At 58.6% G+C, this 23,425-nt stretch carries 22 protein-coding genes; 13 read left to right on the forward strand and 9 right to left on the reverse strand.

Annotation, left to right across the window (positions count from 1 at the left end):
- Positions 1-32: 32 nt before the first annotated feature.
- Positions 33-1,361 carry a replication-associated recombination protein A gene (locus BMZ66_RS05720; protein WP_092669862.1) on the reverse strand — a complete coding sequence of 443 codons (1,329 nt, stop codon included), beginning with the start codon at positions 1,359-1,361 and terminating at the stop codon, positions 33-35.
- A 125-nt stretch (positions 1,362-1,486) separates the two neighbouring features.
- Here BMZ66_RS05720 and BMZ66_RS05725 point away from each other — a divergent pair, with 125 nt between their 5' ends.
- Positions 1,487-2,422: a DMT family transporter gene (locus tag BMZ66_RS05725; protein ID WP_092669864.1), complete on the forward strand. Its 936-nt coding sequence runs from the start codon at positions 1,487-1,489 to the stop codon at positions 2,420-2,422.
- Here the strand turns inward: BMZ66_RS05725 and BMZ66_RS05730 are convergent.
- Both BMZ66_RS05730 and lpdA read right to left on the reverse strand, forming a co-directional pair.
- Positions 2,419-3,405, reverse strand: a complete 987-nt coding sequence (locus BMZ66_RS05730; protein WP_092669866.1) for a virulence RhuM family protein/type II toxin-antitoxin system death-on-curing family toxin — start codon at positions 3,403-3,405, stop codon at positions 2,419-2,421. The two genes, BMZ66_RS05725 and BMZ66_RS05730, sit on opposite strands and share 4 nt — an antisense overlap.
- Before the next feature lie 105 nt (positions 3,406-3,510).
- A complete protein-coding gene (gene lpdA, locus BMZ66_RS05735) occupies positions 3,511-4,905 on the reverse strand; it encodes a dihydrolipoyl dehydrogenase (RefSeq protein ID WP_092669868.1) in 1,395 nt (464 codons plus the stop codon).
- 223 nt (positions 4,906-5,128) lie between these two features.
- Here lpdA and BMZ66_RS05740 point away from each other — a divergent pair, with 223 nt between their 5' ends.
- Positions 5,129-6,061: a tetratricopeptide repeat protein gene (locus tag BMZ66_RS05740; RefSeq protein ID WP_143080069.1), complete on the forward strand. Its 933-nt coding sequence runs from the start codon at positions 5,129-5,131 to the stop codon at positions 6,059-6,061.
- 30 nt (positions 6,062-6,091) lie between these two features.
- Here BMZ66_RS05740 and BMZ66_RS05745 read toward each other — a convergent pair whose 3' ends face one another.
- Positions 6,092-7,330 (reverse strand): NAD(P)/FAD-dependent oxidoreductase, encoded by a 1,239-nt coding sequence (locus tag BMZ66_RS05745; RefSeq protein ID WP_092669872.1) that lies wholly within the window; start codon positions 7,328-7,330, stop codon positions 6,092-6,094.
- A 128-nt stretch (positions 7,331-7,458) separates the two neighbouring features.
- Here BMZ66_RS05745 and fabG point away from each other — a divergent pair, with 128 nt between their 5' ends.
- On the forward strand, positions 7,459-8,208 hold the full coding sequence (fabG, locus tag BMZ66_RS05750) for a 3-oxoacyl-[acyl-carrier-protein] reductase (RefSeq protein WP_092669874.1): 750 nt from the start codon (positions 7,459-7,461) through the stop codon (positions 8,206-8,208).
- 35 nt (positions 8,209-8,243) lie between these two features.
- Here the strand turns inward: fabG and BMZ66_RS05755 are convergent, their stop codons facing one another.
- Positions 8,244-9,029, reverse strand: coding sequence for a hypothetical protein (locus BMZ66_RS05755; protein WP_143080070.1), 786 nt, complete (start codon positions 9,027-9,029; stop codon positions 8,244-8,246).
- Between the two features lie 13 nt (positions 9,030-9,042).
- On the opposite strand from BMZ66_RS05755, the gene BMZ66_RS05760 reads away from it, so the two are divergent.
- The 9 genes from BMZ66_RS05760 (at position 9,043) to BMZ66_RS05800 (ending at position 18,483) form a co-directional block, all read left to right on the forward strand.
- Entirely contained in the window at positions 9,043-9,720 is a 678-nt protein-coding gene (locus BMZ66_RS05760; RefSeq protein WP_214606951.1) for a YiiX family permuted papain-like enzyme, read from the forward strand.
- A gap of 43 nt (positions 9,721-9,763) precedes the next feature.
- Entirely contained in the window at positions 9,764-10,009 is a 246-nt protein-coding gene (locus BMZ66_RS05765; protein ID WP_092669878.1) for a DUF6364 family protein, read from the forward strand.
- Complete coding sequence (locus BMZ66_RS05770) at positions 10,006-10,434, forward strand: type II toxin-antitoxin system VapC family toxin (protein ID WP_092669880.1); 429 nt, start codon at positions 10,006-10,008, stop codon at positions 10,432-10,434. The genes BMZ66_RS05765 and BMZ66_RS05770 overlap by 4 nt, the downstream gene beginning before the upstream one ends.
- Positions 10,435-10,465: 31 nt before the next feature.
- Positions 10,466-12,547 carry a VWA domain-containing protein gene (locus BMZ66_RS05775; RefSeq protein WP_234794983.1) on the forward strand — a complete coding sequence of 694 codons (2,082 nt, stop codon included), beginning with the start codon at positions 10,466-10,468 and terminating at the stop codon, positions 12,545-12,547.
- 204 nt (positions 12,548-12,751) lie between these two features.
- Positions 12,752-13,426: an NAD-dependent epimerase/dehydratase family protein gene (locus tag BMZ66_RS05780; protein WP_092669882.1), complete on the forward strand. Its 675-nt coding sequence runs from the start codon at positions 12,752-12,754 to the stop codon at positions 13,424-13,426.
- Positions 13,427-13,441: 15 nt separating this feature from the next.
- Positions 13,442-14,551, forward strand: coding sequence for an MBL fold metallo-hydrolase (locus BMZ66_RS05785; RefSeq protein ID WP_214606952.1), 1,110 nt, complete (start codon positions 13,442-13,444; stop codon positions 14,549-14,551).
- Positions 14,552-14,680: 129 nt separating this feature from the next.
- Positions 14,681-15,355, forward strand: a complete 675-nt coding sequence (locus BMZ66_RS05790) for a pseudouridine synthase (RefSeq protein WP_092669886.1) — start codon at positions 14,681-14,683, stop codon at positions 15,353-15,355.
- A gap of 274 nt (positions 15,356-15,629) precedes the next feature.
- The gene (gene dnaK / locus BMZ66_RS05795; RefSeq protein WP_092669888.1) at positions 15,630-17,570 is read left to right on the forward strand and encodes a molecular chaperone DnaK; all 1,941 of its coding nucleotides are present in this window, start codon (positions 15,630-15,632) and stop codon (positions 17,568-17,570) included.
- Positions 17,571-17,808: 238 nt separating this feature from the next.
- Positions 17,809-18,483: a hypothetical protein gene (locus BMZ66_RS05800; RefSeq protein ID WP_092669890.1), complete on the forward strand. Its 675-nt coding sequence runs from the start codon at positions 17,809-17,811 to the stop codon at positions 18,481-18,483.
- A 72-nt stretch (positions 18,484-18,555) separates the two neighbouring features.
- Here BMZ66_RS05800 and BMZ66_RS05805 read toward each other — a convergent pair whose 3' ends face one another.
- Both BMZ66_RS05805 and purE read right to left on the reverse strand, forming a co-directional pair.
- Positions 18,556-19,680 carry an endonuclease/exonuclease/phosphatase family protein gene (locus BMZ66_RS05805; RefSeq protein ID WP_092669892.1) on the reverse strand — a complete coding sequence of 375 codons (1,125 nt, stop codon included), beginning with the start codon at positions 19,678-19,680 and terminating at the stop codon, positions 18,556-18,558.
- Positions 19,681-19,698: 18 nt separating this feature from the next.
- Positions 19,699-20,184, reverse strand: a complete 486-nt coding sequence (gene purE / locus BMZ66_RS05810; RefSeq protein ID WP_439645759.1) for a 5-(carboxyamino)imidazole ribonucleotide mutase — start codon at positions 20,182-20,184, stop codon at positions 19,699-19,701.
- A 201-nt stretch (positions 20,185-20,385) separates the two neighbouring features.
- Here purE and BMZ66_RS05815 point away from each other — a divergent pair, with 201 nt between their 5' ends.
- Entirely contained in the window at positions 20,386-21,006 is a 621-nt protein-coding gene (locus BMZ66_RS05815; protein ID WP_092669896.1) for a MarC family protein, read from the forward strand.
- A 120-nt stretch (positions 21,007-21,126) separates the two neighbouring features.
- Here the strand turns inward: BMZ66_RS05815 and BMZ66_RS05820 are convergent, their stop codons facing one another.
- Positions 21,127-21,804 carry a response regulator transcription factor gene (locus tag BMZ66_RS05820; RefSeq protein WP_092669898.1) on the reverse strand — a complete coding sequence of 226 codons (678 nt, stop codon included), beginning with the start codon at positions 21,802-21,804 and terminating at the stop codon, positions 21,127-21,129.
- 90 nt (positions 21,805-21,894) lie between these two features.
- The gene (locus tag BMZ66_RS05825; RefSeq protein WP_092669900.1) at positions 21,895-23,421 is read right to left on the reverse strand and encodes a sensor histidine kinase; all 1,527 of its coding nucleotides are present in this window, start codon (positions 23,419-23,421) and stop codon (positions 21,895-21,897) included.
- Between the last annotated feature and the right edge of the window lie 4 nt (positions 23,422-23,425).

The following is a 23,425-nucleotide window of genomic DNA, read 5'->3' on the forward strand; positions in this document are numbered from 1 at the left end:
CCTTTGTCGGTTGAAATCTGTTCAATCTGTGGTTAATAGCCGTATTTCTCGCCCCACCAACTGCGCAGCCGCTCCTGAATCTTTTGCTCGCTGGCATTGCGGCCGGGCTCGTAGAAGCGGGTGCCGCTCAGCGCATCGGGCAGAAACTCCTGTTCCTCAAAGTTGCCCTCGCCGTTGTGCGAGTAGGCGTATTCCTTGCCGTAGCCCAACTGCTTCAGCAGGCGCGTAGGGGCGTTGCGCAGCGGCACGGGCACCGGGTACACGCCGTTAGCCTTCACCTCGGCCTGGGCCGCGCGGATGGCCAGGTAGGATGCATTGCTTTTCACGGAAGTAGCTAGGTACACCACAGTCTGGGCCAATATCAAATCCGATTCGGGCAGGCCGATGACCGTGCAGGCTTGAAAGCAGCTGGTGGCCAGCATCAGGGCGTTGGGGTTGGCGTTGCCAATGTCCTCGCTGGCCAGAATGAGCATGCGCCGGGCAATAAACTTCACGTCCTCGCCCCCTTCCAGCATCACGGCCAGGTAGTAGAGCGCGGCGTTGGGGTCGGAGCCACGGATGCTTTTAATAAAGGCCGAGATGACGTCGTAGTGCATCTCGCCGCCCTTGTCGTACTTGGCCAACGGGCGCTGGGCCACTTGCTGCACCACGGCATCGGTAACGGTTACCACGCCTTTTTTATCTGCCGGCGTGCTTTGCACCACTATTTCCAGCAGGTTGAGCAGCTTGCGGGCATCGCCGCCACTGAGGGCCAGCAGGGCGTGGTCTTCGGCCAGCTTCACTTTTTTCTGTTTCAGCGCCTCGTCTTCTTTCAACGCTTTGGCCACCAGCTCGCGCAGGGTTTCCGCGCTCAGCGGCTCCAGCACGTACACCTGGCAGCGCGAGAGCAAAGCCGGAATCACTTCAAAGGAAGGATTTTCGGTGGTGGCGCCAATCAGCGTGACGGTGCCTTGCTCCACTGCCCCCAGCAGCGCGTCCTGCTGGGCCTTGCTGAAGCGGTGAATCTCATCTATAAACAACACGGTGCCGCGCTGCCGCTTGGCTTTCTCAATAACATCGCGCACGTCTTTCACCCCGGCGTTGATGGCAGACAGGGCCGAAAAGGGCTGTTTCAATTCCGTGGCCAGCAAGTGTGCCAGCGTGGTTTTGCCCACACCGGGAGGGCCCCACAGAATGAGGCTGGGCAGTCGGCCCGAGTTCAGATACCGGCGCAACACGCCGTTTTCGCCCACCAGGTGGTGCTGGCCGGCGTAGTCGGCCAGGCGGCGGGGGCGCTGGCGTTCGGCCAGCGGGGCATCCGGCCCGGGGCCGGGTTGCGGGGTTGAAGCGGCGGGTTCGTCGTCAGGGAAAAGAGAGTTCATGGGAAAGGGCGAAGTAGCGCGAACTTTGTAGTTCGCGTCCCCGCGCCGTTAGAACCTACTCATCCGGCGCGGGGACGCGAACTACAAAGTTCGCGCTACTTCGCGCTATAGCCTTCGCCTAACTCATGCGTAACCAGTTTCGCGTTCACGCGGCCCTTTTTTTTGTCGCTCTCATCTACGCCGCCAATTACAGCCTGTCGAAAGATGTGATGCCGCGCTACATGGGGCCGTTTGGCATCGTCACGTTGCGCATACTGGGAGCGGTGCTGTTTTTCAGCATCGCCAAGCTTTTGGTAGCGCATCAGGATAAACTCATTGGCCGGGCCGACAACCTGCGGGCCGTTGCCTGCGGTGTCTGCGGCATTGGCGTCAATCAGCTGCTGTTTTTCTCGGGCCTCAACCTGACTTCGCCCATCAGCGCCTCCTTGCTGCAAACCATTGCCCCCATCATCGTAGTCATCGCCTCGGCTTTTTTACTGAGCGAAAAAATCACGCTACCGCGGGTGCTCGGCATTGCCGTGGGCGCATTCGGGGCGGCTCTGCTCATTCTTAGCCGCAACGCCCAAGCTGCTATCTACCCGCACGCCACGCTGGGCAATATCTTCATTCTGATGAATGCCACCGTTTTCGGGCTATACCTGGTGCTGGTGCAACCGCTGATGCGCAAGTACCACGCCTTCACCGTGCTGTCGCGCATCTTTCTGGTAGGGGCTGTCATTGCTGTGCCCTTTGGCTGGCGCGAAGCGCTGACGGCCGATTACGCGCACTTCCCGCTGTACATCTGGCTGGAAATCGGCTACATGGTGGTCTTCCTAACCATCCTGGCTTACCTGCTCAACAACTGGGCGCTGAAGTACGCCTCCCCTGCCCTGCTGGGTGTGTATATCTACTTGCAGCCGGTGCTGGCCGTGCTCATTGCCGTGGGCCTGGGCAAAGACCACCTCACCTGGGGCAAGGCTGGGCAGGCAGTGCTGATTTTCCTGGGCGTTTGGCTGGTGAGCCGCAAGCCCAAGCCAGTGCCTGCTGAAACGGAAGTACCGCTGGTGCCGATTCAGGACTAGTTGTCCTGATTGATTAAATTCACTACCAGCGTTACCATGGTGGCTTTGTCTTCCGGCTTGCTCTCGGCAATAAGCAGGGTGAGCGCCACTAACGCGTTATCAGCTAGTCGCCGCGAGCCATCAGCGTGGTACAGACACTTGTTCCGGTCAAGGAACCAAACGAACAGGAAAGCGGCGATGCGTTTATTTCCATCTGAAAAGGAGTGATTTTTCACTACGAAATAGAGCAAGTTGGCAGCTTTCTCTTCCACGCTTGGGTACAGGTCTTCCCCGTCGAAGCTTTGATAGATAGTGCGCACCGAACTCTGAAACGACGCATCTTTTTCTCGTCCAAACAGAGGGCTGCCACCAAACTGCTTGCGCAAGCTGTCTACCGCTTCCAATCCGGCTTCATAAGTCAGCTCAAACGGTTCTTCCGTGGCCGTGCCACGAATCCGCAAACGCTGGTGGTCGTATTGGTCGAGCACATCAAGGGCCCGGGCATAATCACCGAGCACGCGCAGCAATGCCTCCGATTGGTCAGAAGTTAGCTCCTGATTTTCAGCGACCTCGCCTTGTAGCTGCACGAGCCGCTTGAGGTCGGCTAGCTGGCGGGCGCTTTCGCGCAGTCGTTTTTCGTTTAGGGCAAAGCCTTGCACGAGGTATTGGCGAAGGACGTTGGTAGCCCATTGCCGGAAGTGCGTACCACGCATGGATTTAACGCGGTAACCCACTGAAATAATTACGTCAAGGTTGTAGTGCTGCACCAAATAGCTCTTGGCATCGGAAGCAGTTGTCCGGGATTTCCGGACAACTGCTTCCGATGCCAATTCACCTTCTCGGAAAACATTCTGAATGTGTTCACTAACAGTCTTTTTTGAGACATCGAATAGCTGCACCATCTGCGCCTGCGTCAACCACACAGTCTCTTGGTCGAGCTGCACTTCCAGTTGGGTTTGCCCATCACTTGCTTGGTAAAGCAGAATATTATCAGAAGAATCCATCTTAAAAGAGCATTTAGTGCGGCAAGGTAACGGATGAAGAAGTCCGTCAAAACAAAAAGGCCCAGCTGAATCAGCCGGGCCCTTTCAATTCTACAACTTGAAATCCTACAAGTGAATCACCTCGCCGTACGCTGCTGCTGCCGCTTCCATAATAGCTTCCGACATGGTGGGGTGCGGGTGCACCGACTTGATAATTTCCATGCCGGTGGTTTCGAGCTTGCGGGCCACTACCACTTCGGCAATCATCTCGGTCACGTTCGCGCCTATCATGTGGGCACCGAGCCACTCGCCGTATTTCTTGTCGAAGATGACTTTCACGAAGCCGTCTTTCACGCCGGCAGCGCTGGCTTTGCCAGAGGCTGAGAACGGGAACTTGCCCACCAGCACGTCGTAGCCTTTTTCCTTGGCTTCGGCTTCGGTGTAGCCCACGCTGGCAATTTCGGGCGAGGCGTAGGTGCAGCCGGGGATGTTCTGGTAGTTGAGGGGCTCGGGGTGGTGGCCGGCAATTTTCTCCACGCAAATGATGCCTTCGGCCGAGGCCACGTGGGCCAGCGCGGGGCCGGGCACGATGTCGCCGATGGCGTAGATGCCGGGCACGTTGGTCTGGTAGTAGTCGTCGACAATGATGCGGCCGCGCTCTACCTTGATGCCCAACTCTTCGAGGCCGAGGTTTTCGAGGTTGGTGGTCACGCCCACGGCGCTCAGCACCACGTCGCACTCAATTACCTGCTCGCCTTTGGCGGTTTTCACGGTCACTTTGCAGCCTTCGCCGCTGGTGTCCACTTTGGTTACTTCGGCGCTGGTGAGCACGTTCACGCCGATTTTGCGGAACGACTTCTCCATCTGGCGCGAAATCTCTTCGTCCTCCACGGGCACAATGCGGGGCAGGAACTCCACCACCGTCACCTCCGTGCCCATGGTGCGATAGAAGTAGGCAAACTCGACGCCGATGGCGCCCGAGCCCACCACTACCATGCGCTTGGGCAGCTGCTCCATTACCATGGCCTTGCGGTAGCCGATGATTTTCTTGTTGTCGACAGGCATGGTGGGCAGCTCGCGCGAGCGGGCGCCGGTGGCCAGGATGATGCTCTTGGCTTCGACCGTTTCCTTGCTGCCGTCGGCCTTAGTTACTTCTACTTTGCCGGGGGCCAGCACTTTGCCGGTGCCCATCACGGTCTCAATCTTATTCTTTTTGAACAGGAAGTTGATGCCCTTGCTCATGCCGTCGGCCACGCCGCGGCTGCGGTTGATGACAGCGGTGAAATCGAAACCTACGCCTTCGGCTTTCAGGCCGTAATCGCTGGCGTGGTTAAGGTATTCGAAAACCTGGGCCGACTTGAGCAGCGCTTTCGTCGGGATGCAGCCCCAGTTGAGGCAGATGCCACCCAACGATTCGCGCTCGATAACGCCCACTTTCAGACCCAATTGCGACGCCCGGATGGCGGCCACGTACCCGCCGGGGCCACTGCCGACCACGACCAAATCAAATTGCAATGCCATAAACTGCTCTGGAGGAAAAAGTACACCGGGCCCGGCTGGGGGACCCACCCATTGTGCCGCAAAGATAGCCGCGCCCCCGTACCGCGCCGCTATTCCTGCCGCGACGGTCTAACTTGCCCCGGCCCCCAGGGGCGGCTGGCCAGTCAGCAGCCAATCTTGATTTGCCTCCGTATAAGTCCCTGGTCCGGGCAGAACCTGTCTGCGCCCTCATCCATTTGACTTTATGAACTCACATTTCCGCATGCCGCTGGCAGCCCTGGGGCTACTGGCTTTTCTTAGCAACTGCGCCAGCACGGCCTCTGAAAAAGAGAAGCCTGCGGTCACTAGTCAGCCCATGGAGGCGCCGGTTGCGACGGGAGCCCTGCGCCCCGACACGACGGGCGCCGCTGCCACGGCCCCCGATGCCAGCCTCAGCAATGCCAGCACCAATGCAGTAGCCCCGCCGCCCACCGTCACCGGCGCGCCCGTTGATGCGCCCATCACGGAGGCGGCCCGTCCCGCAACCACGCCAACTACTGCTTCGGCCTTGGTAGCTGCGCCAAGTGCCGCCGCAGCCTCTGCCGAGCGCGCTAAGGAGAAAAAAATGTCGGTGGCCGAGTACCGCTCCATGCTGGAAACGGCCGAGGCGGCAGTTAAAGCCAACCCCAAAGACGGCGCCGCCCTGCTGCAACGCGCTAAAGCTAAGAGTTACCTCAAGCAATACAAGGAAGCACTGCCCGACTACACGGCCGCCCTGCGCTACCAAAGAGCCAACCCCGACATTTTCTACAATCGAGGCGTTAACCGTCTGATGCTGAAACAGTACAAGGCGGCTACCTCCGATTTTGCTGGCGCCCTCAAGTACCGCCCCGATGACAAGGACGCTTTCTTTGGGCGCGGCGTGGCCAAAATGCAGATGTACCAGTACAAGTCGGCCGTGGGCGACTTCACGAAAGCCATTCAGCTCGATTCCGCATACGCCGATGCCTGGGAGTACCGCGGCATTAGCTATTCGTCTTTTGAAAAGCTGGCCGAGGCTCGCCACGACTTGGAAATGGCCACCAAGCTCAACCCCGATGCGGCCAAGAGCCTGCGCAAATACGTGGGCAACGAGAAAGAGCCCGCCAAAAAACCTGCTGCCAAGGGTGCTACGCGGCCGGCAGCTACTAAGCGCTAGCCCTCGTTAGGTGCAGTGTCAACCCAGCTTTTACTTCCCGCCAAAAAGCAGCTTGAAATAAAAGCTGGGCTGGCGCAGCCGCTCCCGCAAGTCCAAATCCATGAACATGGCAGACAGCGTTTCGGCTAGCGTGGGGTTATTCACGGCGCGGTTGGCCACGATGTTGAACAGGCTGGGGAAGTTGAGCAAGCGCTGCATCACACGGCTCAGGCGCAGCTCCTGCCCCAGCCGGTTGTACACGGCTTTGTCGTAATTTTTTAAAAACTCAGGACTGTAATCGTCTTTACCCACGGCCTGTGCAGCCCAAATGGCCGCGTGCCGGCCGCTGACCATGGCGTGCGAAATACCCTCTCCGCTGAAGGGGTCGATGAGGGAACCAGCATCGCCGAGCAGCATGTAGTTGGCGCCCGACAAGGGCCGCCGCTTCGAGCCCAACGGAAGCCCGAAACCCCGCACCGGACCCAGCCGCTCGGCCTGCGCGAAGCGCGGGGCCAGCGTGGGATGGGTAGCTAGAATCTCATCGAGCCGCTGACGCAGGTTGATTTTTTTAGCCGCTACGGTTTTCGACAGCATGCCCACGCCCACATTGGCCTGGCCATTGGGCAGCGGAAAAACCCAGAGGTAGCCGGGCAGAAAATCTTTAATAAAGTGCAGCTCGATGAAGTTATCTGGGCTCAGGCCGGTTACCTTGTCGTAGTAGGTGCGGAGGCCGGCGCAGTGGTGGTCGGGCTCTAGGGCATGGCCGGCTACTTTGCGGGCAAATTCCGATTGGGCGCCGTTGGCAACCAGCAGGATGCGGCAGGTGGCTATTTCCTGGCCGGCTTTATCGAGCAACTGCCAGCCGGTGGCCGTGCGTTCGGTGCGGGCCACGTCCACGTTTTCGCGGAAGTCGATTTCCGGGCGCTGGCGTACTTCTTCTACCAGAAAATTGTCGAAATCGATGCGCTTGGCCACGTGGCCGGCGGCACGGTCGGTGGCTTTGTCGAACTTGGGCTTGAAGGGAATGCCGAGTTGGCGGCCGTTGGGGGCAAAGAAGTCGATGCCCCAACTGGGCACCTGCATGGGAGCGGCGGCTAGTAGCCCAGTCAGCTTTTCGTCGATGCGCTTTAGCTCGCTCAGCACCTTGCCGCTAAGGGCATCGCCGCAGATTTTATCGCGCGGAAAAGCGGCGCGGTCCAGAAGCAGGCAGCGTTGGCCGGCATTGGCCAGGTGCAGGGCCGCCGTGGCTCCGCCGGGCCCGGCGCCGAGGATGCAGATATCGTGGTTCATTAGCTGTTGGCTAGTAGCGTATAGCTGTTAGCGCTGTCGGTAAGCAGCCTTTTGGCACCGCAAGCTACCCACGAAAGCCAACAGCTAGCAGCTAACGGCTAATAGCCATCATCCGCTACCTTCGCCCCATGACTCAAACGCTGACCGGAAAAGTGGCCCTCGTAACGGGCGCTTCCAAAGGAATTGGCCGCGCCATCGCGGCACATTTCGCCCAACTGGGCGCCCAAGTGGCTTTCACCTACCTCTCCTCCGTCGAAAAGGGCCAGGCCCTGGAAACCGAGCTGTCGGCTCACGGCACCAAAGCCAAAGGCTACCGTTCCGATGCCTCCGACTACGCTCAAGCCGAGAAACTAATTGAGGACGTACTGGCCGATTTTGGCAAGCTCGACATCCTCGTCAACAACGCCGGCATCACCCAGGACGGCCTGCTCATGCGCATGAGCGAGCAGCAGTGGGACCAGGTAATGAACGTGAACCTCAAGTCCGTATTCAACCTCACCAAAGCCGCAACCAAGCCCATGATGCGCGCCAAAGCTGGCTCCATCATCAACATGACCAGCGTGGTCGGCATCAAAGGCAACGCCGGGCAGGCCAACTATGCCGCCAGCAAGGCCGGCATCATCGGCTTCACCAAATCGGTGGCGCTGGAGTTGGGCTCGCGCAACATTCGCTGCAACGCCATTGCCCCCGGCTTCATCGAAACCGAAATGACCGATGCGCTGGACCCCAAGCAGGTAGACGAGTGGCGCAAGGCCATTCCGCTCAAGCGCGGTGGAACGCCGGAGGATGTGGCCAAGGCCACGGCGTTTCTGGCATCGGACGATTCGAGTTACATCAGCGGGCAGGTGCTGCAGGTGGATGGCGGCATGCTGACATAAAGTAGAGAATCAACTACTATAGCAGGCTGCGTCAATTACAATGGCTTCTCAAGCTGCTGTAAAATTGGAATCAACTCCAGGTTTAGGTAAGGATGTGATTCTGATGATGTGGCCTGCTTTAATTTTTGTAAGACTGCGGGCTTGCGTAACCATTTAAGGAATAGCTTTCCCTGATGAGGCATTTCTTCATAACCAGTTAGCCTGCCTTTCAGCACCTCATCCTCATTTCTAAAAACGTATTCAGCCAAACGTTGGGTTGAGTGTTTGTTACTGGCTTCTAACCAAGCATTCAGTAGCTGTTCAAAATGAGGATAGACGTTGACTATAGCAGGGAAATAGCCCTCAAAATAAGCATCTGTAATATCCGATGGCTCTTGGAGAAGCTTTTTCCAAAATGCCATTAGGAAACGCTGCACAGCCACCTGTTCGGGTATTGGCCAAGACGTATACTTTCCATAGTTAAGCTTATTCAAGGCTACCCATTCGTCAAAATCTATTGGTAGCTCAGCAAGCAGCTCAAATATGCGGGGGAGAAAATGTTTAAAATCGTTGACCTCTCCCCACGTAGTCATCGTCTTGAAATGATAGATTCGAAGGTCATCAACGGAAAGTTCGCGAAGTGGATTGGCCGCAACAAGCCGGTTCCATTGCGCAATTTTCTCTTCAAATAATGGACTACCATCCATACTAAGGTTCAGTGGGTATTTCGCAAACACCTCATAGAGCTGCTCTATTGACTTACCTAATTCCGAATTGAAAGTATCTAGCTGGTTAACACTTTGTGTCATATGAGCAAAAACTGGATTCTTGACACGAAACATACAATTATAAATTTTGCGGAACCGCTGGCATCTCCTCTTTCTTTTCCCTGCCGGACTCGCCTTCGCCACCTACCCGCGCCTGCACCGCAAGCTACTCCCCTACCAAAGCCACCAAGCAGCTAAAATCGCCACCTCCCAAATTGCGCCCCAGCTTCGCGACGGCGACCTAATATTCCATACCTCACTATCGGCGCAAAGCCAAGCCATCCAGCTCGCCACGCATTCGCCTTACAGCCACTGTGGCATTGTTTACAAGCAGAACGGCGAGTGGCAGGTATTTGAAGCCGTGCAACCCGTAAAACTGACGCCGCTGTCTAGTTGGATAGCCCGTGGCAAGGGAGGTCATTTCGTGGTTAAAAGGTTGTACGATGCCGAAACAGCTCTGACGCCCGCTGCCATAAAGCGCCTGAAAGCTGCTGGCCAGCCCATGCTGGGCCACAACTACGACCTCTACTTTGGCTGGTCTGATGACCGAATCTACTGCTCCGAATTAATCTGGAAAGTGTTCGAGCGAGGCCTGAATCGCAGAATCGGCAGGCTGCAACAGCTGCGCGAATTTGATTTGAGCCACCCCGCTGTGCAAGCCAAAATGAAGGAGCGCTACGGCAAGCGCCTGCCGCTCGCAGAAACCGTAATTTCGCCGGTCAGCATCTTTAATAGTCCCGAACTGGTTACAGTGCTGAACCGTTAGCAATAGCCGGCCGACTTAACTTGCCGCGTGTAACTTATTGCTTATGTCAACGCTCACCTTCAACCTCGACGACGATTTAGCAATGCAGGCCCAGGAGTATGCCCGGCGAACGGGCACCGATTTATCGGTGCTGGTAGCCGAGTTGCTGCGACCAGTAGTGGCTGCGCCTGCACGCAAACGGCGCGCTTTGTCACCTGAAATAGAGGCCCTGGCTGGCTGTATTTCCCTGCCTTCCGACTTCGACTACAAAGCGGCTCTGGGCGACGCTCTGCAGAAAAAGTATCGATGAAAAAGTACCTGCTCGACACAAACGTACTCATTGATTACCTAGCGCGGCGCGAACCATTTGGCGCCGACGCCGCCGAGCTCATGCAGGCCGGTGCAACGGGAGAGGCCCGGTTTTATGTGGCCAGCTTATCCTTTGCTAACATCGAATACATTATGCGACGGCAAACCTCGGCAACGCAGGCCCGGCAGCTGTTGCTGCGGCTGGAGCAACTAGTGGAAATTTTACCCGTCGATGCTTCTGTCATTCGCCAAGCGCTGGCTAGCAATTTCGGCGATTTTGAGGACGGGATTCAGCACTTTGTTGCGCTTGCTCATCCTCCCATCACTGCCATCATCACTCGCGACCCCAAAGGGTTTCGGGACAGCGCGCTACCTGTATTTTCAGTTGCGCAAGCCCTTACCGAACTAGACGCTCCTGCTTCATAAGCAGCAGGCACTCGTTGTTATTTTCCGCCTTTTGCTGACCACTCAATATTCTCCCTGGCTCATTCTGCTTTGCCTAGCCGTGGGGGCGGGCTACGCCGCTCTGCAATACTCGGCCAAAGCGCCCTGGAGCAAAAACCTGAACTACGCGCTAGCGGCTTTGCGCTTTGTGGTAATCAGCTTTCTGTGCTACCTGCTGCTGGCGCCGTTCATCAAAACCACCACCACGCGCACCGAGCAGCCTACCGTGGTGCTGGCCGTCGACAACTCGCAATCCGTTGAGCTGTTCACGCCTAAAGCCGTGCTCAGTCAGGCCACTACCGGCTTGGCTGGCCTGGCCGAAACCCTGCGTGGCAAAGGCTTCACCGTCGAAACCCGCACCCTCACTCCTACTCCAGGCCGTCCGGCCCGACTCGATTCACTGCGCTTCGGCGCTGCCACCACCGACATCGACCGGCTTTTGACTGGCACCCGCGAGGATTATAACGACCGGAACCTGGCCGGCGTGGTGCTCCTCAGCGACGGCCTGGTAAACCAAGGCCGCAGCCCTTCCTATTCCGACTACAACTTTCCCATCTACAGCGTGGCGGTGGGCGACACCGTGCCCAAGCGCGACCTGCGCCTCACCGGCCTCACCTACAACCGCGTGGCCTTCAGCGGCAACAAATTTCCGCTTGAAGCCGAGCTGGGGTTTGAAGGCTATGCCGGCAGCACGGCCACCGTGGAACTCCGCGAGGGAACACGCGTGCTCGACACCCGCCGCGTGGCCCTGCCCGCCGGACGGCGCCGGGTGAAAACCAATTTTCAAATCACGGCGCCGGCGCCGGGCAAGCGGCGCTACGAAGTGCGCGTGGTGCCCCAGCCCGGCGAATTTACGGAGCTTAACAACGCTCGCACGGCTTTCATTGAAATAGTAAAAGGCAAGCTGCGCGTGCTGCTGGCCGGGGCCGCACCGCACCCCGATTTGAAGGCTTTGCGCGCTGCCATCGTGGCCAACGACAACTTCGACCTCACGCTGGCGCTGCCGGGGGTGGCCCCCCTGCGCGCCGATGCCGACTTCGACGTGGCCATTCTGCACCAGCTCCCGGCCCAGGGCGGCTTGGGCAACGAGATTCTGGCCCAGGTGAAAGCCAAACGCACGCCGGCGCTGTATGTGATTGGGGCGCAATCGGACCTGGGCGCCTACAACCAGCTCGGCACGGGCCTCACCATTCAAGCGCGCGGCTCGCAGACCGATGAGGTGACGCCCCTGCCCAATCCGGCCTTCGCCCGCTTTGCCACCGACGAGGAATCGACGCGCCGCTACGCCTCTTACCCGCCCGGGGCCGTGCCATTTGGTGATTATCGCCTCGGCGCGGGCGCTGAAGCTGCTTTGTGGCAGCAGGTGGGCCGGGTAGCCACGCAAAAGCCCCTACTGGTTTTTGGGGGCCCGGCCGAGCGTCGCCAGGGCACCTTGCTCACCGACGGCAGCTGGCAGTGGCGCCTGAGCGAAGCCGTGGAGCACGACGACAAGCCCGAAGCGTACGACCGACTTGTTATCCGCACGCTGCAGTTGCTTACCCAGAACGCCAACAAAAAGCGCCTCGACGTGTACCCCACGCAGGAAAGCTTCGGCACCCAGGACGACGTGACGTTGGGCGCCGAAACCTACAACGCCGTATTTGAGCGCCTGTATAACCAAAAAATCGACCTCACTCTCACCGACGAAAAGAAGCAGGTCCGCCGATTCTCGTTTGCCAACGCTGAAGATGGCTCGCCCCTGCGCCTGGGCCCGCTGCCCACCGGCCTCTACCGCTACCAGGCTCTAGCCACGCTGGGCGGCCAGCCCCAGCAAGATGCTGGCGAGCTGCTGGTGCAATCGCAGCCATTGGAAGCCCTGGAGTCGCGTGCCGACCACAACCTATTGGCTCAGCTATCACGCCGCAGCGGCTCGCGGCTCTACTACCCGGCACAGTTCGACAAGCTGGCCGAGGATATTCTGAAGGCAAATTACAAACCGGTTATAACAGCCGAAGAGGAGCTGAAGGATTTGATAAATCTGAAGTGGATTTTCTTCGTGATTCTGGCTTTTCTCACAGTGGAATGGGCCGTAAGGAAGTATTCGGGTAGCGTGTAAACTTATCGAAGCGCCTCCTGTGATGCTGAGTCTGCGAAGCACCTTATCACGCCAGGACCAATCGTTCACCGTGATAAGGTGCTTCGCTGGCTCAGCATGACAGGCAATTCGTGAAAGAAGCGGTACAAATCCAACCCCATTCAAAGTAGAACCGCCGCAAAAGCGTCCCTACTCAGGCACGGGCAAATTTCCCCGTGTCACCTCATGAAAATCAAAGCCATAATTACCGGGGCGACCGGCATGGTGGGCGAAGGCGTCCTGCTCGAGTGCCTGCGCAACCCCGACGTGGAAGCCGTACTGCTCCTCAACCGCAAGGCCAGCGGCTACACGCATCCCAAGCTGAAGGAAATACTGCACGGCGACTTCCAGCATTTAGAAGCCATCGAAAGCCAGCTCGGGGGCTACAATGCTTGTTTTTATTGCGCCGGCATTTCTTCGCTGGGCGTGAGCAAGGAGGAGTACGAGCGCATCACCTACGACACCACCATAACCGTAGCTCACACCCTGCTGCGCCTCAACTCTGACCTGACTTTTTGCTACGTGACCGGCGTGGGCACCGACAGTACCGAGCAAAGCCGCAGTCACTGGGCCCGCACCAAAGGCCGCACCGAAAACGAATTGTTGCGCCTGCCATTCCCGGCGGCTTACATGTTCCGACCGGGTTTCATGCGTGCCACGCCCGGCCAGCGCAACGTGCTCAGTATGTATAAATACTTTAGCTGGCTGTATCCGATAGCCCGGCGGGTGGCGTCCAGCTACGTTTCCACTATGCAGGAAGTAGGATTGGCCATGATTAAGGCCGTGCAAGATGGCTACCCCAAACCGGTGCTGGAAGTGCGCGACATCGTGGCGCTGGCCCACGGCAAAGTAGCCGCGTAATTAATGAGCAACCCTTTGAAAACCTTACTCATGGCATCTGGCAGCATCATTGGCGTCTTGCTAATCGCAGCAGTAGCTTTCACCGGCCTCAGCCCGCAGTTTGGGGGCAAGCCCAGCAAGGCCGAGCAGGCAGTTTATGCGAAATCAGGCCATTACCGAGATGGTGAGTTTGTGAACCTGGTGCCAACGTCGCTATCCACGGACGGCAACTTTTTCTCGATGATGTGGAAATTCCTCTTCCGCAAAGACCCCGACGCCAAGCCGGCAGGCCCGCTGCCCATGCTGCCGCTCGACTCGCTCAGCATCACGCGCAAAACGCCGGAGACAGTGCGCGTCACCTGGTTCGGGCATTCGGCCAGCTTGGTGGAGCTGGCCGGCAAAAACATCCTGCTCGACCCCATGCTGAGCATCGAGATGGGCCCCGTGAAATGGGCCACGCCCAACCGCTACAACCCCAGCCTGCCCATCGGCCCCGACCAGCTGCCACCCATCGACGCCGTGCTGATTTCGCACGACCACTACGACCACCTCGACTACGCCACCATTCGGCGCATCAAGGACAAAGTGGCCCGGTTCTACGTGCCGCTTGGCATTGGCCCCCACCTGCGGGCCTGGGGCGTGGCCCCGGAGCGCATTACGGAAATGAATTGGGGCAACGAAGCCACCGTCGATGGCCTCACGCTGATATGCACGCCCAGCCGCCACTTTTCCGGCCGCGGGCTCACCAACCGTAATTCCACGCTTTGGAGCTCCTGGGTAATGAAGTCGGCCACCAAGCGCCTCTTCTATAGTGGCGACGGTGGCTACGGCCCCCACTTCAGCACCATTGGGGCTACCTACGGTCCTTTCGACCTGACCTTGATGGAATGCGGGCAGTACGACCAGCAATGGTCGCAAATACACATGCTGCCCGAGCAGAGCGTGCAGGCCGCCCGTGACCTCCGCAGCCAGATGATGTTGCCTGTGCATTGGGGCGCCTATACCGAGGCCAACCACGCCTGGAACGACCCCATCAACCGCGCCACGGCCGAGGCTGCCCGTTTACAGCAGCCCATCACCACGCCGCGCCTCGGCGAACCGGTTACTTTGGGAGCCGAGTTGCCCAGCGCCCGCTGGTGGGAGTAGCGCACGTAGCGCGAACTTTGCAATTCGCGTCCCCGCCGGAAACACGAACGGGTCGTTCAATTATTTCCAACGGCGCACGTAGCGCGAACTGCAAAGTTCACGCTACGTGCGCTGCCTTTTTCCCCTGATATGCGCTACATCCTCCTCAACAAGCCCTACGAAGTCCTTACCCAGTTCACCGACGAGCATGGCCGCGCCACGCTCAAGGATTTCGTGCCCGTACCGGGCATCTACCCCGTGGGCCGGCTTGATTTTGACAGTGAGGGCCTGCTCCTGCTCACCGACGACAAAGCCCTGCAGCACCGCCTCAGCGACCCCAAGTTTAAAGTACCCAAAACGTATTGGGCCCAGGTCGAAGGCACTGTTTCGGAAGAAGCGCTGGACAAACTGCGGCGTGGCGTCAAGATTAAAGAAGGCCTGACCGCCCCCGCCCGGGCCGAGGTACTACCCGAACCAGCCGAGCTCTGGGAGCGCAGCACGCCCATTCGCTTCCGGGCCAGCATTCCCACCAGCTGGCTCGCCATCACCATTTCGCAGGGCATGAACCGTCAGGTGCGCAAGATGTGCGCTGCCGTGGGCCTGCCTTGCCTGCGCCTCATCCGCGTGACCATCGATGAAATGGACCTCGGCGAATTAGCCCCCGGCCAGTGGCGCGAGCTGACACTGGAAGAGTCGCGCAAGCTGAAGGCGAAGTTTTCGGCGACGAAGAACCCGGCGAACCGGAAAGTGGCCGTGAAGGGAAGCAAAGAGTCGCCAGCAGCTCCGCCTGCGAAAGGTTCTACCAACCCACGGCGTTCGGTATAAAACGTTTTCGCACTGAGCTCATAAAACAGAGCGCACAGAGTTGCACAAGGTTTTATCTCAAATTCCGTGAGCTCTGTGTGATAGAAATGTCAGGAAAAGTCACCTCTACAGCATCAAATCAAGTCAGCAAGTCGGTCGCCCAGCCAGGGCGCGCCAGTTCGGTGACAATCTGTCACCAAAAGCACGCTGGTACGTTGCTTGTAATCCCCGGGTAACGGCTGCAAAAGCTGCTTAGACCTGACAATCCTTACCTAACTATAAAAAACATCCCAACATGGGCAAAATAATCGGCATTGACCTCGGCACTACCAACTCGTGCGTGTCCGTAATGGAAGGCAACGAACCCGTTGTTATTCCCAACAGCGAAGGCCGCCGCACCACCCCCAGCATCGTCGCGTTTCTCGACGGGGGCAAGGGCGAGCGCAAGGTGGGCGACCCTGCCAAGCGCCAGGCCGTGACCAACCCGAAGAATACCATTGCCAGCATCAAGCGCTTTATGGGCCGCAACTTCTCCGAAGTGCAGAACGAAAGCAAGTACGTGGCCTACGACCTCACCCCCGGTTCGAACAACACGGTGGCGGTGAAAATCGGTGACCGCAACTACACGCCGCAGGAAATTTCGGCGATGGTGCTGCAAAAAATGAAGCAGACCGCTGAAGACTACCTCGGTACTACTGTTACCGAAGCCGTAATCACGGTGCCTGCTTACTTCAACGATGCCCAGCGCCAGGCCACCAAAGAAGCCGGTGCCATTGCGGGCCTCGATGTGAAGCGCATCATCAACGAGCCCACGGCTGCTGCCTTGGCTTATGGCCTCGACAAGAAGCACAAAGACCAAAAAATTGCCGTGTACGACCTTGGTGGTGGTACGTTCGATATCTCCATCCTCGAACTGGGCGACGGCGTGTTTGAAGTACTGAGCACTAACGGTGATACCCACCTCGGCGGCGACGACTTCGACCAGGTTATCATCAACTTCCTGGCCGACCAGTTTAAGTCGGACAACGAAGGCCTCGACCTGCGCAACGACCCCATGGCCCTGCAGCGCTTGAAAGAAGCTGCTGAAAAAGCCAAAGTGGAGCTGTCCAGCTCGACCGAAACCGAAGTAAACCTTCCCTACATCACCGCTACGGCCTCGGGCCCCAAGCACTTGGTGGTAAAACTGAGCCGCGCCAAGTTCGAGCAGCTCGCCGACGACCTCGTGCGTCGCTCGATGGAGCCCGTGAAAAAGGCCCTGCAAGACGCTGGCTTGTCGACTTCGGACATCAACGAGGTTATCCTCGTGGGTGGTTCGACCCGCATTCCCCGCATTCAGGAGGAAGTGGAGAAATTCTTCGGCAAGAAGCCTTCGAAAGGCGTGAACCCCGACGAAGTTGTGGCCATTGGCGCTGCTATCCAAGGCGGTGTGCTCACCGGCGAAGTGAAAGACGTGCTGCTGCTCGACGTGACCCCGCTTTCGCTGGGCATTGAGACAATGGGCGGCGTGATGACCAAGCTCATCGAGTCGAACACGACTATCCCAACCAAGAAATCGGAGACTTTCTCGACGGCTTCGGACAACCAGCCTTCGGTTGAAATCCACGTGCTGCAAGGCGAACGTCCGCTGGCCAACCAGAACCGCACCATCGGCAAATTCCACCTCGACAGCATCCCGCCCGCACCCCGTGGCGTACCGCAAATTGAGGTAATTTTCGACATCGACGCCAACGGCATCCTGAACGTAACCGCCAAGGATAAAGGCACGGGCAAAGAGCAGAAAATCCGCATCGAAGCCAGCAGCGGCTTGAGCGAGGACGACATCAAGCGCATGCGCGACGAAGCGGCCGCCAACGCCGAGTCGGACAAGGCTGAAACCGAGCGCATCAGCAAGGTGAACGCTGCCGACTCGATGATTTTCCAGACGGAGAAGCAGTTGAAGGAGTACGGCGACAAGCTGAGCGGTGGCAACAAAACCGCCATCGAAGGCGCGCTGGCCGACCTCAAATCGGCGCACGAAAGCAAGGACCTCGCTCGCATTGACTCGGCCATGGAGGCCATCAACGCGGCTTGGCAGGCGGCCTCGCAAGAGATGTACGCCGCTGGCGGTGCCGGCGATGGCCAAGGCCAGCCCGGCGGGGGCTTCCCCGGCGGCGACGGTCAGAGCCAGAACGGCAACGGCCAGCCCCAGGGCGACCACGTGACCGACGTTGACTACGAAGAAGTAGACGGCAAATAATTTGGTTGCTGCTTAAATACAGAAAGGCTGGAAGCGCACTGCTTCCAGCCTTTTTTTGTGCTTTGCCGGCTGAAAACCAGCCAGTCTGTTTTGCATGCCTAACTCCGCTTTGGGCAAAAGCCCAATGGTAGCGATGCGAAGAGTTAATTTTAGCCCAGCATTAACTCATTCTCGTAAGAGGGCCCGGGCGGCCCTCTGGCCTTTCTACTATCCGCCTGCCCACCTATAGATTTTACATATGAAATTTACTCCCTACTTATCCCCTCTTCGTATTCTGACCTTAGGCCTGCTGCTTGCTGGCACCACGCAGTGTAGCTTGAGCGAGCAAGTGAAAGAGTCGCCCAACTCAAAGAAAAGCAACCTCCCCGTAGAGGCGCAGGAAAACCTGGCTTACGACCAGGTTCAGTACCGACTCAACTTCGTGGATGAGGCCAAGCTAGGCGAGCAGGACATCTTGTTTGTGCGCCAGGCCACCGACCTCAGCTCCGACCAGCAAACCAAGCTGCAAACCGCACTAAAGGCCAATGCTCTGCCCTTGCGCCTGCGCATGCGCGTGTATGCCCGCAACCCCAGCCTGATAAACCTGCAGCTTAAGCAGCTCGATTACCAGCTGATGCTTGATGGCAAGGAGCTCACCAAAGGCGTGACCGGCACCAGCGCGCTACTGGAGTCCAGTTCCATTGTGACCCTGCCCGTGGACGTGGACATGAACGTGCCGCAAAGCTTGGTAGCAGGCAGCACGCCCGCTGCTTTTGCTGCCGGCCTGGCCGACTTCACTGGCAGCGGGCGCCGCCTCACCATGCAAATTCGGCCCACTTATGTCAACGCCACGGGACGGGTTACACAGGCTGGCAGCTTCACGCCCGTCGAGTTGGTGACTGCCAAGCGCGGCCCGAAGTCGGCAAGCCGTTAAAAATCCGCAACGCCCACAAAAAAGGTCATGCTTTGCGGCATGACCTTTTTTGTGGGCGTTATCCGAAGTGGTTTAGTCGGCATTTGGGTCGGCGGCTTCAGTTACGCCTTCCACAATTTTCTCTTCAATTTCTTCGTGGTCGTCGGCATCGGCGGCTTCGAGCTGCTGCTCCTGGTCTTGCCAGCCGCTGGGCTCGTAGCTGAGGCGGATGTAGATGGGAAAATGGTCGGAGCCGATGTGCGTGAGCCGCTCCAGGCGCTGCAGCCGAAAATGCGCCGAGTGAAACACGTGGTCGAGGGGCCAGCGCAGCAGGCGGTGGTCGGCGTGGAAGGTGGGCAGCAGCCCGCGGCCCACGCGCGGGTCGAGCAGGCGCGAAAGCCGCCGAAACAGCTCGGACGTGTGCGACCACGCCACGTCGTTGAGGTCGCCGGCCACGATGGTGGGGCGACCTTTGTGGCCTTGTATTACCTTGCCCACCACCAGCAGCTCGGCGTCGCGGCGGGCACTGGTCTTGGACTCCTGCGGCGCGGGCGGCTTGGGGTGCAGGAAGTGCAGGTTTACCGACACGCCGCTGGGCAGCTTCACGCAGCCATGAAAGGATGGGATTTCCTTGTCGAGGATGTACCGAATCTGAGGTTTTTGCAACGGTAACCGCGAAAACACCAGCATGCCGTAGGTGTTCGGCAGCGGGGCGTGGCAGGTGTAGGGAAAATCCTTTTCGATGCGCTCGAGCTGGCTCAGCCACCAGTCGTCGGTTTCGACGGCCAGCACAATGTCGGGCTGCAGGTTTTTGATGTGGCCCAGCAGGCGCGAGGCGTCGCGGTTGTACATCAGCACGTTGGCCACCATCAGGCTGATGTGGTTGTCGTGGTCATCGTCGGGGCGGCTGGCGTCGAGCACCTGCCGGCTGTGCAGCGGCGTGTAGGGCCAAATGCGGGCAGCCTGGTAGAGCAGGGCCGCGGCCAGGCTTACCACAAAGATGTCGCTGGCCAGGCTGGGCTCTTCGGGCAAAAATAGCTCTGCTATCAAACTCAGGGCCAGGCCGGCCACAATCTGCAGACGGGGAAAATCGCAGGCCCGAATCCACCACGCCGTTTGGCGCAGTATCGGCAGCAGGGTGGCCAGAATGGTCAGGCCGCCCACTATCCAGACTATCCAATGGCCGATGGTAATTAACAAAGCATAAGGGTCAGACATGGACGACAGGCAAAGAAATTAGACATCATCCTGAAATCCTCCCTTACGCAATTCCTCGATGGTCCGCATCACCCGGTCTTTGAGCGAGATGCGGAACTTCTCCAACGCATCGGCCAGCCGGGCGTTGTTCAGCGCCAGCATTTGGATGGCCAGCACGGCGGCATTGGCCGCGCTATCGATGCCGACGGTGGCCACGGGCACGCCGTTGGGCATCTGAATCATGCTCAAAATTGAATCGAGCCCCTGAATGGAAATGGTGCTATTGATGGGCACCCCAATTACGGGCAGGGTGGTGAAGGCCGCCACCATGCCCGGCAGGTGGGCCGCCCCGCCCCCGCCGGCAATGAGCACGCGCAGGCCGCGCTTGCGGGCATTTTCGGCATATTCCACCATGCGGTGGGGCGTGCGGTGCGGCGATACCAGGGTGATTTCGTAGGTGACGCCGAACTGACGGAGCATGTCGGCGGCCGTCGACATAATTCGTAAATCCGATTTCGAGCCCATGATGATGCCCACCAAAGGCGTTTCGAGAATGGGTCGGTCGTCATCGGGACCGGACGAGGGGCCCCCGGCGGGAGAGTCTGGAATCATGTAAGAGAGCGGGAATTAGACAGGATTAATACGGAAAAGCAGTAAACTCCGCCGTTGCAGCGGCAAAATAAGTCTTTTCCCTCCACCCCGGACCTTCCCCTACCTTTGCGACCTATGGAAGTTCTGCTCGCCACCTTCACCACTCTGTTTTCCATCGTTAATCCCTTCGGGGCGATGCCGGTTTTCCTGACCCTGACGGCCGATGACCGGGCATCGGACCGCGCCAAAACGGCCCTCCGGGCCTGCGTTTACATGGTGGCCATTCTGAGTGTGGCCTTCTTCGGCGGGCAGTACATTCTGAATTTTTTCGGCATCAACATTCAGCATTTGCGCATTGCGGGCGGCATCCTACTCATGCGCTCGGCCTTCGAATTGCTTACCCCCGGCGCCAACCGCGACCGGGTAGGCCCCGCCGCTCTAGAAGAGAGCAAGCACAAGGACGACATCAGCTTTACACCGCTGGCCATGCCCATGCTCTCGGGTCCGGGCTCCATGGCCATCTGCATCGGCCTGATTCGGCCTACTTACGTGGACAAGGCCATGACCATTGCCGGCTTCACACTGGTGGCACTGGCTGCTTTTATTATCCTGCTGTTCTCGCTGCGGCTTACCCGCGTGCTGGGCAAACCAGGCATGGCCGCTATGGCACGCATCATCGGGTTTATTACCCTAGCTATTGGTGTTAATTTCTTCGCCACGGCTATTGCCGCCCTGTTTCCCGGCCTGACGCGCTAGTAGCTGCTGTAGTGGCGCCACACTTGGCGTCTCGGCGTTGAACGATGTCGCAACAATTCGCTAGTGGCGCGGACGCTGAGACGCCAAGTGTGGCGTTTCTACATCGTTCTTCAGCCCCTACTACAGAATCAGCTTGTAGCCGATGCCGCGGATGTTCACGATTTGAACCTGCGGGTCTTCTTTGAGGCAGCGGCGCAGGCGGGTGATGAAAACATCGAGGCTGCGGCCGTTGAAAAATGAGTCATCTCCCCAGAGCTCGCGCAGCACGGCGGTGCGTTCCAGCACCTGGTTGCGCTGGTCGTAGAGGCGCTTGAGTAGTTCGGCTTCGCGGTTCGTGAGGGCTTCTTCGTGGCTCCCGAAGCGTAGTTTCTGCTTGGGGTGGTCGAACTGGTAGCGGCCGATGGCGAGCGGGCCAACAGACACTGGCGCTGCGGCGGGCTGCCGGGAAAGCAGGGCCTTGATGCGCACAATCAGCTCATCCATGCTGAAGGGCTTTTTGAGGTAATCGTTGCCACCCAGCTCAAAGCCGCGCACCACATCAGCGGGTTGCGAGCGCGCGGTGAGAAAGAGGATGGGCACGGTGGCGTTTTCCCTCCGGATTTGCTCGGCCATTGAAAAACCATCCAGCTTGGGCATCATCACATCGGCCACCACGATGTCGGGGCACCGCAGCTGGAACAACTGTAGGCCGGCCTCGCCATCGGCCGCATACTGCACGGTGAAGCCGCGGCTTTCCAGGCTGTCTTTGACAATAAGGCCGAGCGAGGGCTCGTCTTCGATGAGTAGAATGGTGGGCATAGGTAAAGGCTAAAAAGAACCGTCATGTCGAGCATGTTGCGAATCAAGCAAGGGACCGAGACATCTCGACTTTGTATTGAAACACTGAGCTTACCCCTGCGGAATCCACAGCGAAAACTCACTGCCGCGGCCTAGCCCGCTGCGCACATCGATGTGGCCGCCGTGACGCTCCACTACTTGCCGTACGTAATACAAACCCAGGCCAAAGCCCTTGACATTGTGCAGGTTGCCGGTGGGCACGCGGAAAAACCGGTCGAAAATGGCCTCCTGGTATCCCGGCTCGATTCCTGGGCCATCGTCGGCCACGCTGAGGTGCCAGCCGGTGGCCTCCTGTCGCCCCCGGATGGTGATGGTCACGGCCTCGCGGGAGTATTTAATGGCGTTGTCGATAAGGTTGTTGATGACGTTGCCCATGTGCAGGCGGTCGAACAGCACCGAGGCGGCGGGCCCGACTTCAATGTCAAACTTCACCGGCTTGGACGCTTGCAGCTGGTGGCGAGCCACAATTTCGGCCACCAGTTCCGCTGGCCGCACCGACTCAGGAGTCAGCTCAAGTTGCTGCCGTTCATCCACGGCAATATTGAGCACCTTTTCGACCAAATCGGAAAGGCGCTGCAGCTCCGTGCGCGAAATGCTCAGATAGGTCTGGGTCTTGACCGGGTCATTCAAGGCTCCGAAATTTTGCAAGGCCTCAACCGCCGCCGACACTGTGGCCAGGGGCGTTTTCAGCTCGTGGGTCATGTTGTTGATGAAGTCGTTTTTGACATCCGACAGCTTCTTCTGCTTCAAGATGGTGCTCAGCATCAGCCAGAAGCAGCCCGTGGTGAGGGCCAGTAATAGCACCGAGCCGGTCAGCAAGCCCCCCATTTGGCGTAGGATGTAGGAAGTGGGCGGTTGGAACGCGGCGCGCACATACAAATCCCGGAAAGGGTCGAGCGAAACCGGCGGGGTTACCAAGCTAAACCCTGCCCGCACCGGCATTTTTTCCAGCATTGCCGAGCGTGGCTCGGTGCTCCGAATCGGAATGCCCAAGGTGTCGAGCACAAACGAAGCATCGGCGCCCCGTAGGCGCAGCTCGTGATGGTAGTCGGTGGTCATTTGGAGCATGTCGACGGGCTTCCCTCCCGCCCAGTTTCTAATCAGCAACTTGGATAGCTTGCGCACCATGGTATCGGCCACGCCCGCCTTGAGCCGAGAAACGACCGAATCGGGCATTTGCACCTTGTGGACCCTGATTTCACTGACCCCGCCCGGCCCGAAGGTAATGGGCGCCGAGGCTTCAGTTATCTCGCGCTGAATTAACACATTCTGGCGCTGCCCTTTAGCAGTGTCCGAACCCGTTCGCTGCTGCATCACCACTCGGTCGAATTGGCCACCCTCGGTGCTGTTCTGAAAGACAACAATGCGGCCTTTGGTGCGGTGGTCGCGGTCGACGAACTGGCGCGCTAAGTCTAGCTGCTGGCGCTGCACCACGCTGGACAAGGCCTCACGGGCCGTACGGGCAAACTGGCTGGCCGTGAGCTGATAGGTATTATAGAGCCAATAGCCCTGGAAGCCATTGATGCCCATCATGCACACCACCATAAGCCAGAAGATGGAGCGAATGCGACGTTTCATAACA

The sequence above is a fragment of the Hymenobacter arizonensis genome, assembly GCF_900115775.1.
Taxonomy (GTDB): Bacteria; Bacteroidota; Bacteroidia; order Cytophagales; family Hymenobacteraceae; genus Hymenobacter; species Hymenobacter arizonensis.